The organism is Pseudomonas poae (assembly GCF_001439785.1).
In the GTDB taxonomy this organism is placed as follows: Bacteria; Pseudomonadota; Gammaproteobacteria; order Pseudomonadales; family Pseudomonadaceae; genus Aquipseudomonas; species Aquipseudomonas poae.
The window spans coordinates 347327-358907 of sequence record NZ_JYLI01000002.1; the positions used below are offsets into that span (position 1 = coordinate 347327).

An 11581-nucleotide genomic window follows, 5' to 3' on the forward strand; every position below is an offset into this window, starting at 1 on the left:
GTCGACTCGTGCACGGCGGGTGCCCATTGGACGTAAGTCTAGGTAGCGAAGTGACTGCATGGACTAGGGAAAACCCTATGGGACCGTCATGGAAACCCCGTGGAACGCCCACTAGGCAAAGTTTCCGACGAAGTGCACATTGAACGCCCTTGCGCAGATGTCTGACGAGTGTGCTGCGAGATTGATTAGAACTGCTGAGAACTGTATGTCCGACCACGATATTTTGAGTGATGCCGAGCGCGAGGCGCTTAGCGCCGTGATGCTGGAGCCTGATTTACCGCCACAACGTGTGTTGATTGTTGATGACGACAAGGATGCGCGTGAACTGCTGGCGGAGATCCTGGGGCTGGACGGCATTCGCTGCATGACGGCCGACAGTGGTGAGGCAGCGTGGGAGCTATTGAAAACCAGCAGCTCGATCGGCTTGTTGATTACCGACCTGCGCATGGCCCCCGGTAGCGGTCTTGAGTTGATCCGCCAGGTGCGTGAGTCCACCCGCGCAGCGTTGCCGATCATCATCATGTCGGGTGACGCCGAGGCGCCGGATGTGATTGAAGCGATGCATTTGAGTGTGGTGGATTTTTTGCTCAAGCCGATTGATAGCGTGAAGTTGGCGCAGATGGTGAAGCAGGAGTTGGGGATGATTTCCTGATGTTGGATGAGGTTGCTGGCCTCATCGCAAGCAACTCCCACAGGTCCAGCTGTGAATACCTTCCAAATGTGGGAGGGAGCTTGCTCCCGATAGCGCCAGTCCAGTTACCCGCAAACCAAAGAAAAAGCCCTGATCTCACGATCAGGGCTTTTTCATTTACAGCCCGTTTTTGGCCTTGAACTCCCGACGCCTGCGGTGCAACACCGGCTCGGTGTAACCATTGGGTTGTTTGGTTCCTTCAATCACCAACTCCACCGCCGCCTGAAACGCGATGTTGCTGTCGAAGTCCGGTGCCAACGGCCGGTACAGCGCATCCCCGGCATTCTGGCGGTCTACCACCGGCGCCATGCGCTTGAGGCTTTCCAGCACCTGGGCCTGGCTGACGATGCCGTGGCGCAGCCAGTTGGCAATGTGCTGGCTGGAGATACGCAAGGTGGCGCGGTCTTCCATCAGGCCTACATCGTTGATGTCCGGCACTTTGGAGCAGCCTACGCCCTGGTCGATCCAGCGCACCACGTAACCGAGGATGCCTTGGGCATTGTTGTCCAGCTCGTTGCGGATTTCTTCGTCAGACCAATCGGTAGTGCTGGCCAGCGGAATCGTCAGGATGTCGTCCACCGAGGCGCGTTCGCGCTGCGCAAGTTCGGCCTGGCGGGCGAATACGTCGACCTTGTGATAGTGCAGCGCATGCAGGGCGGCCGCGGTGGGCGACGGCACCCAGGCGGTGTTGGCACCGGCCAGCGGGTGGGCGATTTTCTGCTCGAGCATGGCGGCCATCAGATCGGGCATGGCCCACATGCCTTTGCCGATCTGGGCGCGGCCCTGCAGGCCGGCGCGCAGGCCAACGTCGACGTTCCAGTTTTCGTAGGCACCGATCCACTTTTCCGCTTTCATGGCGGCCTTGCGCACCATCGCGCCGGCTTCCATGGAGGTGTGGATTTCATCGCCGGTGCGGTCGAGAAAACCGGTGTTGATGAACACCACGCGCTCACTGGCCGCCTGGATGCAGGCCTTGAGGTTGACCGTGGTGCGGCGCTCCTCGTCCATGATCCCGACCTTGAGGGTGTTGCGTGGCAGGTTCAGCACGTCTTCAATGCGGCCGAACAGCTCGTGGGTGAACGCGGCTTCTTCGGGGCCGTGCATCTTCGGTTTGACGATGTACACGGAGCCGGTGCGGCTGTTGCTGCGGCTGCTGCTGCCGTTGAGGCTGTGGATTGCCGCCAGGCTGGTGAGCAGGCCGTCGAGAATGCCTTCGGGCACTTCGTTGCCGTGTTTGTCCAGGATTGCGTCGATGGTCATCAGATGACCCACGTTACGCACGAACAGCAACGAGCGGCCGTGCAGGGTCACGTCCTCGCCGTGCACGCCGGTGTAGACGCGGTCCGGGTTCATGGTGCGGGTGAAGGTGGTGCCGCCCTTGGCGACTTCTTCCGCCAGGTCACCCTTCATCAGGCCGAGCCAGTTGCGGTAGATCACCACTTTGTCGTCGGCATCAACGGCGGCCACGGAGTCTTCGCAGTCCATGATGGTGGTGAGTGCGGCTTCCATCAGGATGTCTTTGATGCCGGCTGCATCGGTCTGGCCGACCGGGGTGCTGGCGTCGATCTGGATTTCGAAGTGCAGGCCGTTGTTTTTCAGCAGGATCGCAATCGGCTCGGCTGCCGGGCCCTGGAAGCCGATGAGCTGGGCATCGTCGCGCAGGCCGCTGTTGCTGCCGCCTTTAAGGGCGACGATGAGCACGCCATCGACGATCTTGTAGCCAGTGGACTCGGCATGGCTGCCGGCGCTGAGTGGCGCGGCCTGGTCAAGGAAAGCGCGGGCGAGCGCGATGACCTTGTCGCCACGCACCTTGTTGTAGCCCTTGCCCTTCTCGGCGCCGTCGGCTTCGCTGATGGCGTCGGTGCCATAGAGCGCGTCGTACAGCGAGCCCCAGCGGGCGTTGGAGGCGTTGAGGGCAAAGCGCGCGTTCATCACCGGAACCACCAGCTGCGGGCCGGCCATGCGGGCGATTTCGTCGTCGACGTTCTCGGTGGTGGCCTGGAAGTCGGCGACTTCCGGCAGCAGGTAGCCGATGTCTTGCAGGAAGGCCTTGTAGGCCACCGCGTCATGGGCCTGGCCGGCATGAGCCTGGTGCCAGGCGTCGATCTGCGCCTGGAAATCGTCGCGTTTGGCGAGCAGGGCCTTGTTCTTCGGCGCGAGGTCGTGAATGACCTGGTCGGCGCCGGCCCAGAACTGCTCGGCCGTGAGGCCGGTGCCGGGAATCGCTTCGTTGTTGACGAAGTCGAACAGGACTTTGGCGACCTGCAGGCCACCGACTTGAACGTGTTCAGTCATTGCTTGCCTCACTCTGCGGAGCTTATGCGCTTTATCTGATGTTCATTATGTAGTACACGGTTGGGCATACTACATGATGATTTGTGCTTGTGAACATCAGACTAAACAGGTCGTTTGGCGACCCATTTTGGTCAGGCGGTCACAGCGAAGAATCGGATGTTCTCAAGAAACCGCTGGATTGTTCCATATAAAAATAAAAATGGTACACGATTTGTTTTCAGGGACCTGCGGGTCCACCTTGTAGATTGATTTCCAGAGGGCTATGCCATGGACCATCTTGTACTCACTATCATCGCCGCCGACAAACCCGGCCTCGTCGAGCGCATTGCGCAGAACATCGCCGCCCACGGTGGCAACTGGCTGGAAAGCCGCATGGCCCATATGGCCGGGCAGTTTGCCGGGATTCTGCGTGTGAGCGTGCCGGCCGAGAGCCGACAGGCGCTGGTGGGCGCGCTGGAGGACCTGTCCACCCATGGCATTCGTGTGCTGGTGGGCGAGGGCAGCAGTGGGCAGGCGTCGACGTCCAAGTCGATCGTGATGACGCTGCTGGGCAATGACCGCGCGGGCATCGTGCGCGAGATTACGGCGCTGCTCAGCCGCCAGGGCGTCAACCTGGAGCGCCTGAGCACCGATGTGCGCCCGGCGCCCATGAGTGGCGACCCGCTGTTCAGCGCCGAAGCCCTGCTGCAGGTGCCGTCCGGCTTGTCCCTGGAAACCTTGCAGGAATCCCTGGAAACCCTGGCCGATGACTTGATGGTGGAGCTGCGCAGCGAGGAGTGATCAGCGTTTGCGCACGCTCAAACCGATGTCCACGCTGTACACCGCAAGCCCGGCCCAGATGAACGCGAAGGCGACCAGCGTGGCCGGCGCCAGGTGTTCGCCGAACAGCAGCACGGCCTGGAGCAGCACCAGGGTGGGCGCTATGTACTGCAAAAAGCCCAGGGTGGTGTAAGGCAAATGCCGTGCGGCGGCGTTGAAACACACCAGCGGCACCAGCGTGACCGGACCGGCCGCGACCAGCCACCAGGCTTCGGAAGTGCTCCAGAATGCCATCTGTGCGCTGTGGGCCGAAGGGTTGAACAGCAACCACGCCACGGCAATCGGCACCAGCATCCAGGTTTCCACCACCAGCCCCGGCAGCGCCTTGACCGGCGCCTGCTTGCGGATCAGCCCGTAGAAACCGAAGGTCAGTGCCAGCACCAGCGACACCCACGGCAAACTGCCGACCTGCCACACCTGCTGCGCCACGCCCACCGCCGCCAGGCCTACAGCCACCCATTGCAGGCGGCGCAGGCGCTCGCCGAGGATCAGCATGCCCAGCAGCACATTCACCAGCGGGTTGATGTAGTAACCCAGGCTCGCTTCGAGCATGCGCCCGCTGTTCACCGACCACACGTACGTCAGCCAGTTGGCCGCGATCAGCGAACCGCTGAGGGCCAGGATGGCCAGGCGCTTGGGGTTGTCGCGCAGCTCGCGCCACCAGCCGGGGTGTTTCCACACCATCAGCAGCAAGCCGCCGAACAGCGCCGACCACAACACCCGGTGCACGATGATCTCGGCGGCGGGCACGCTGGCGATGGCTTTGAAATAGAGCGGGAACAGGCCCCAGATGATGTAGGCACTCAGGCCCAGAAAGTACCCCTTGCGGGGGTTGGCGGCGTGCATTGCAGAATCCTTGCTCAGGCAGCTGACAAAGCGCGATTGTAAGGATATTTGTCAGCCTGGGGGATGGCTTTGCTTTATGTGGGAGGGGGCTTGCTCCCTCCCACCTGCTAAAACAGCTTCAGGGGTTCTTCGTTGAGCGCCGACAGCTGCTCGCGCAACGCCAGCACCTGGTCGCCCCAATAACGCTCGCTGCCGAACCACGGGAAACTGTGGGGGAACGCCGGGTCGTCCCAGCGCCGTGCGAGCCAGGCGCTGTAGTGCATCAGACGCAGGGCGCGCAGCGGTTCGATCAGCGCCAGTTCGCGCGGGTCGAAGTCATGGAACTCCTGGTAGCCATCCATCAATTCCGACAACTGCCCCAGGCATTCCTGGCGATCACCGGCGAGCATCATCCACAGGTCCTGCACCGCCGGGCCCATGCGGCAGTCGTCCAGGTCGACGATGTGGAACATTTCGTCACGGCACATCATGTTGCCGGGATGGCAATCGCCGTGCATGCGGATGTTCTTGTGCGGCGTGGCCTTGTACACCTCTTCCACGCGCTTGAGCAGGTCGCGGGCGACCGACTCGTAGGCGGGCAGCAGGCTTTTGGGGATGAAGTTGCCTTCGAGCAGGGTGGTGAGGGAGTCATGGCCGAAGTTCTTCACGCCCAGGGCTTCGCGGTGTTCGAACGGGCGGGTGGAGCCCACCGCGTGCAAGCGGCCGAGCAGTTGCCCAAGGCGATGCAACTGATCCAGATTGCCAGGCTCCGGCGCTCGGCCACCCCGGCGTGGAAACAGGGTGAAGCGGAAGCCTGCGTGTTCGAACAGGCTTTCGCCGTTGTGGACCATCGGCGCAACCACCGGCACGTCGCACTCGGCCAACTCGAAGGTGAAGCGGTGTTCTTCGAGGATCGCCTCGTTTGTCCAGCGCTGCGGCCGGTAGAACTTGGCGATCAGCGGCTCGCTGTCTTCGATGCCCACCTGGTACACGCGGTTTTCGTAGCTGTTGAGCGCCAGCACGCGTGCATCGCTGAGAAAACCGATGCTTTCGACAGCGTCGAGGACCAGATCGGGGGTGAGTGTTTCAAACGGGTGGGCCATGCGAACTCCTGCGCGCAGCAGGGCGCCGCGTCGGGCCTCGCATGGTAGCGCACCGGGACTGGGATGGGTGGTGTCTGTGGCGATACCTCTGCGGCGAGCGGGCTTACTGTGGCGAGCAGGCTTGTCCTGCGTTGGGCTGCGCAGCAGCCCCAAAGCCAGGCGCTGAGCCGTATCAGGTACACCGCGTGTTGCTGGATTGGGGGCGCTTCGCACCCCAACGCCGTTCAGTTAAGCCAGCGTGATGTTCAAAGCAAAGAGCGGTGCGACTTTTTCGGTGTACATATCCGTTGCTGCGGTGATGGCGACTTAGGGTTCCGCCCTTACGGCGCCTCAGATCAAAAGCAAAAGCGCGGCGGCCTGAGAGCCGACCGGAATGGGGAATGTGAACGCGATCAAATGTGGGAGCGGGCTTGCCCGCGAAGGCGTCGGCCCAGCAAACATTGAGGTCGACTGCCCCACCGCTTCCGCGGGCAAGTCGCAGCGCCGCTCCCCACAGGGGATTTACGCTTAACTGTGGCGAGCAGGCTTGTCCTGCGTTGGGCTGCGCAGCAGCCCCAAAGCCAGGCGCTGAGCCGTATCAGGTACACCGCGTGTTGCTGAATTGGGGGCGCTTCGCACCCCAGTAAAGAGCGGTGCGACTTTTTCGGTGTACATATCCGTTTTTGCGGCAACGGCTGCTGTCGGTTCCGCCCTTACGGCGGGTCACTTTGGAAAAGCCGGAATGCCGGCCCAGCCCAAAGTAACCAAAGGGCTCTTGCCCCAACACTCGGCACCTCGCCCAGGCTCGGTGTGCCCGAACGCAGACTTTGGAGCGTTGGCCGCCGCGATGGGCCATCCCTGGCCCAGCGCGGCTAACCCGGCGTCCTGCCGGGTTACCCACGCTCCAAAGCCTGCGTTCGGCCAGCGTGTTTGACGGGGCGCCTAAGATCAAAAGCAAAAGCGCGGCGGCCTGAGAGCCGACCGGAATGGGGAATGTGAACGCGATCAAATGTGGGAGCGGGCTTGCCCGCGAAGGCGTCGGCCCAGCAAACATGAGGTCGACTGCCCCACCGCTTCCGCAGGCAAGTCGCAGCGCCGCTCCCCACAGAGGTTTTGGGTTGGCTGAAATCAAGGTAGGCGGCTATAGCGGTCAGGCGCCGACAATGCCCCCATCGTCGCGCCGGATCGCGACCACGGAGGACCGTGGCTTGCCATTGGGCAAATGCTCTGGCCAAGTCGACCCGCCGGTTTCCCCAGGATGTTGAATCCCCACGAACAGCGTCTTCTGATCCGGTGAAAAGCTGATGCCTGTCACCTCGCACGCCACCGGCCCGACCATGAAGCGGCGGATCTCGCCGGTATTCGGGTCGGCGCAGAGCATCTGGTTATTGCCCATGCCCGCGAAGTCGCCGGCGTTGCTGTAGTCGCCGTCGGTGAGAATCCACAAGCGCCCCGCCTTGTCGAACCCCAGGCCATCGGGGCTGTTGAACATGTTTTGCGGGTTGATGTTGGACGAGCCCCCCTTGGGCTGGCCGGCGTGCACGCCGGGATTGCCGGCCACCACGAACAGGTCCCAGCTGAATGTGCTGCTGCCATGGTTATCGGCGTCGGCCTTCCAGCGCAGGATCTGGCCATACACGTTCTTCTCGCGCGGGTTGGGCCCGCCAACGGGCTGGCCGTCTTCGCCGCGCTTGGCGTTGTTGGTGAGGGTGCAGTAGACCTGGCCGTCCGTGGGGCTCACGACGATCCATTCCGGGCGATCCATGCGCGTGGCCTTGACGAGGCTGGCGGCCAGGCGTGCGTGGATCAGCACTTCGGCCTGGCTGGCAAACCCGGTGCTGGCGTCGATGCCGTTTTTGCCGTGGGTCAGTTCGACCCATTGGCCCTTGCCCCTGGGGTGATCCGCGTCGCCATCGCCCGCGTCGAAGATCGCCACGTACAAGGTGCCGTGGTCGAGCAGGTCTTTATTGGCCTTGGGATTGTCGTGGATGATCGGATCGCGGCTGATGAACTTGTAGATGAATTCGCCGCGCTCATCGTCGCCCATGTACACCACGGCGCGGCCATCGCGGGTTTCGGCCAGGGCTGCGTTTTCGTGCTTGAAGCGGCCCAGGGCGGTGCGCTTGACCGGGGTGGATTGCGGGTCGAACGGGTCGATCTCCACCACCCAGCCGTGGCGATTGAGTTCGTTGGGATTTTTGGCCATGTCGAAGCGCGGGTCGTGGGGGTGCCAGTTGATCTCTTTGCTGGCGGCGACCACGCCATAGCGTTTTTGCGCGGCATCGAAGGCCTGCTGCGGGTTGCTGCTGCCGAAACAGTCGGTGAAGTTTTCTTCGCAGGTCAGGTACGTGCCCCACGGCGTCTTGCCGTTGGCGCAGTTCTGGAACGTGCCGAGGACTTTTTTGCCGGTGTTGTCGGCGCTGGTTTTCAGCCAGTCATGGCCGGCGGCGGGGCCGCTCAGGCGAATCGGCGAGTTGCCGTGGATGCGTCGGTTGTAGCGTGAGTTCTGGACGAACTGCCAGGTGTCGCCGCTGCGCCGTACCTCGATCACCGACACGCCTTCGCTGGCCAACGCCTTGCGCACGTCTTCTGTCGACTGCGGCGCGCCGCCGTGGGCATAGAGGTAGCGGTAGTTGGTGTACTCGTTGTTGATCGCCAGCAGCGCGCGGTTGTTGTCGCCGGGAAAGGCGAACAGGCTCATGCCGTCGTTGTTGTCGCCGAACTGTTGTTCCTGGGCCTTGGCGCTGCCGTTGCCGGACGGATCGAAGGCCGGAGCGTGCCGGCTCAGCGGCTGGCCCCAACTGATCAGCACCGAAGCGCTGTAACCCGGCGGCAGGGTGATGGTGTCGCGGGTATCGGCGGCGATGCCGGCAAAGCCCAGCAGCGGACTGGCGGACGCGGCATTGACGGCCAGGGCGCTACGGCTGAGCAGGTTGCCGCCGAGGAACATCGCGGCCCCGCACAGGGCGCCGGCGCCGATAAAGCGGCGGCGGGTGAGGCCGACCATCTGTTCAAGGTCGGTGGCTTGGTTTTCTTCTAATAGGTTCATTGCAGGCTCCCAGCGGTTTTTGCAGACACCTTAGGGAGCGCGCGTGACGAAATTGTTGCAGCTTGAAGACGCTCTGCGCCTAGACGGGCGTACCGAGCAGGACATTGTCAGGCGCGAATTGCACCTGGATCGGCTGGCCTTCGACGGCATCGAGTGCCGTGAGCGCGGCGGGCTGCGCCAGGGCGCACACTACCGGGCCATTGGGCAGGATGATGCGCACTTCGCTGGGGCCGTCGTCGGCGTCGAGAATCGTCTCGATTGTGCCGCTCAGGCAATTGTGTCCAGGTGTTGCAGTGTGGTCGGTTGCCAGCAGTTGCAGCCAGCCGGCCTTGATCAGGGCCACCACTTCCACGCCTGGCTCCAGTTCCAGCCGTTGCGTGCTGTCGTGGGTGATGCGCGCATCAAGGGTAAGTCCGCCGGGCAGTTCCAGACGGATCAGGTCGTTACGGCCCTGGGCCTGGATGGCGATGACCTGACCGTGCAACTGGTTGCGCGCGCTGGTGCGCAACATCAAGCGCCCCAGCAGGTTGAAGTCGTGGGCCGCTTCGTCAGTGCCAAGCACTTCGGCCTGCAATGCCTGCAAGCGCTGATAGAGGCGCAACACGCGCTCACCTTCAGCCGTCAGCCTGGCGCCGCCACCGCCCTTGCCGCCGACGCTGCGTTCCACCAACGGCTTTTGCGCCAGGTTATTGAGTTCATCAATCGCATCCCAGGCAGCCTTGTAACTCAAGCCGGCCGCTTTGGCGGCGCGAGTGATGGAGCCCTGCTCGGCGATATGCCCGAGCAGGGCAATGCGCTGCGGGCGGCGGATGATGTGCTGGCTGAGGGAGGTGGGCAGAGACATGGGCGCACATTGTGAGTGAGATGAGCGGACGTTGCCGCCGTGGCGCATGAGAGTCAAGCGCCGGGCTTGGGCGTGCGGGCCAGGCAGTACACGTCGACCCGGCGTGCGCCGGCGGCCATCAACAGCCGCGCCAGGCTGTGGGCGGTGGCGCCGGTAGTGAGGACGTCGTCCACCAGTGCCAAGTGACGGCCTTGCACCTGGGCGCCGGGGGCCAGGGTGAAGGCGCGCAGCAGGTTGCGTTTGCGGGTCTTGGCGTCGAGATCCTGCTGGGCCACGGTCTCGAAAGGGCGCAGCAACAGGTCGGCATCGCAGGGTATGTTGAGGGCGGTACTGAGCCAGCGCGCCAGCATCAGGGCCTGGTTGTAGCCGCGCTCGCGCAGGCGCCTGGGCGCCATGGGCACCGGCAGCAGGCAGTCGGGGCGCGTGAGTCCGGTGGTGTCAAAGCGGTGTTGCAGATAGTCCCCGAGCAAGCGCGCCAGCATGTGCCCGAGGGGCCAGCGGGCCTGATGCTTGAAGCGGCTGATCAGCGTGTCGACGGGAAAGCTGAAGGTCCAGGGCGCGATCACGTGTTTAAACGCCGGCGGTTTTGTCTGGCACTGGCCGCAGGTCAGACCCTCCATCGGCAGAGGCAGTGCGCAGACTTCGCATGCGTCCATCAGCCAGGGCAATTCGGTTTCGCAGGCGTTGCATACACTATCAGCGCATTGGGTCGCTTCATCGCAGACTAAACAGGTTTGGTTGGTTTTTAACCAGATGTAAACTTCGTGTTTGCGCTTCAGTTGACAGTGCATGAATCTTCCTTAACTATGCCGAGCATCCGTGTCGTGCCTGTGGGTATTGCCCTTCCCGCAGCGTTTGCCCAAGCATAATCAAGGAATCGCCCATGAGCGCCAGCCTCACTGCCACTCTTCGTCACGACTGGTCTTTGGCCGAAGTCAAAGCACTGTTCGTGCAGCCGTTCAATGACCTGTTGTTCCAGGCGCAGACCGTGCACCGCGCGCATTTCGACGCCAACCGCGTACAGGTGTCGACCCTGTTGTCGATCAAAACCGGCGCCTGCCCGGAAGATTGCAAATATTGTCCGCAGTCGGGCCACTACAACACGGGCCTGGAAAAAGAAAAACTGATGGAAGTGCAGAAGGTCCTCGAAGAGGCCGCCCGCGCCAAGGCCATCGGGTCGACTCGCTTCTGCATGGGCGCGGCGTGGAAACACCCGTCGGCCAAGGACATGCCCTACGTGCTGGAGATGGTCAAGGGCGTGAAGGCCATGGGCCTGGAAACCTGCATGACCCTCGGCCGTCTCGACCAGGACCAGACCGAAGCCCTGGCCCAGGCCGGGCTGGATTACTACAACCACAACCTGGATACGTCGCCTGAGTTCTACGGCAGCATCATCACCACCCGCACCTACGGCGAGCGCCTGCAAACCCTGGCCTACGTACGCGATTCAGGGATGAAGATCTGCTCCGGCGGCATCCTGGGCATGGGCGAGTCCCTCGACGACCGCGCCAACCTGCTGATCCAACTGGCCAACCTGCCGGAGCATCCGGAGTCGGTGCCGATCAACATGCTGGTGAAAGTGGCCGGCACGCCGCTGGAAAACGCCGAGGACATCGACCCGTTCGATTTCATCCGCATGCTCGCCGTGGCCCGTATCCTGATGCCGCAGTCCCACGTGCGCCTGTCGGCTGGCCGTGAGGCGATGAACGAGCAGATGCAGGCGCTGGCGTTTTTTGCCGGTGCCAACTCGATCTTCTACGGCGACAAGCTGCTGACCACCGCCAACCCGCAGGCGGACAAGGACATGCAATTGTTCTCGCGCCTGGGGATTCTGCCGGAGGCCCGTGAAGAGCACGCCGATGAGGTGCACCAGGCGGCAATCGAGCAGGCGCTGGTGGAGCACAAGAGCAGCGAGCAGTTCTATAACGCTGCTGTTTGATTGATTGAAATGAGAGACCAGTGTGGGAGGGGGTTTG

The 11581-nt window shown here is 62.8% G+C and carries 9 protein-coding genes; 3 read left to right on the top strand and 6 right to left on the bottom strand.

All coding sequences use genetic code 11. The features are described from left to right. The first annotated feature begins 205 nt into the window (after positions 1-205). Positions 206-652: a response regulator gene (locus TU75_RS03290; RefSeq protein WP_003238032.1), complete on the top strand. Its 447-nt coding sequence runs from the start codon at positions 206-208 to the stop codon at positions 650-652. A gap of 156 nt (positions 653-808) precedes the next feature. On the opposite strand, the gene TU75_RS03295 is transcribed toward TU75_RS03290, so the two are convergent. Beyond that, on the bottom strand, positions 809-2986 hold the full coding sequence (locus TU75_RS03295) for a malate synthase G (protein WP_060548192.1): 2178 nt from the start codon (positions 2984-2986) through the stop codon (positions 809-811). 267 nt (positions 2987-3253) lie between these two features. Here TU75_RS03295 and TU75_RS03300 point away from each other — a divergent pair, with 267 nt between their 5' ends. Next, positions 3254-3766, top strand: a complete 513-nt coding sequence (locus TU75_RS03300) for a glycine cleavage system transcriptional repressor (protein WP_015373120.1) — start codon at positions 3254-3256, stop codon at positions 3764-3766. On the opposite strand, the gene rarD is transcribed toward TU75_RS03300, so the two are convergent. From rarD to TU75_RS03325, 5 genes are all read right to left on the bottom strand, one after another. Continuing rightward, entirely contained in the window at positions 3767-4651 is an 885-nt protein-coding gene (gene rarD, locus TU75_RS03305; RefSeq protein ID WP_060548193.1) for an EamA family transporter RarD, read from the bottom strand. It abuts the gene before it with no gap. 107 nt (positions 4652-4758) lie between these two features. Then, positions 4759-5733: a serine/threonine protein kinase gene (locus TU75_RS03310; RefSeq protein WP_060548194.1), complete on the bottom strand. Its 975-nt coding sequence runs from the start codon at positions 5731-5733 to the stop codon at positions 4759-4761. A gap of 1129 nt (positions 5734-6862) precedes the next feature. Next, positions 6863-8761 carry a PhoX family protein gene (locus TU75_RS03315; RefSeq protein WP_015373118.1) on the bottom strand — a complete coding sequence of 633 codons (1899 nt, stop codon included), beginning with the start codon at positions 8759-8761 and terminating at the stop codon, positions 6863-6865. Positions 8762-8840: 79 nt separating this feature from the next. Next, on the bottom strand, positions 8841-9605 hold the full coding sequence (locus TU75_RS03320) for a TOBE domain-containing protein (RefSeq protein WP_060548195.1): 765 nt from the start codon (positions 9603-9605) through the stop codon (positions 8841-8843). A gap of 53 nt (positions 9606-9658) precedes the next feature. After that, positions 9659-10396: a ComFC family protein gene (locus tag TU75_RS03325; protein ID WP_060548196.1), complete on the bottom strand. Its 738-nt coding sequence runs from the start codon at positions 10394-10396 to the stop codon at positions 9659-9661. A gap of 92 nt (positions 10397-10488) precedes the next feature. Here TU75_RS03325 and bioB point away from each other — a divergent pair, with 92 nt between their 5' ends. Continuing rightward, on the top strand, positions 10489-11544 hold the full coding sequence (bioB, locus tag TU75_RS03330; RefSeq protein ID WP_003232664.1) for a biotin synthase BioB: 1056 nt from the start codon (positions 10489-10491) through the stop codon (positions 11542-11544). The last annotated feature ends 37 nt before the right edge of the window (positions 11545-11581 follow it).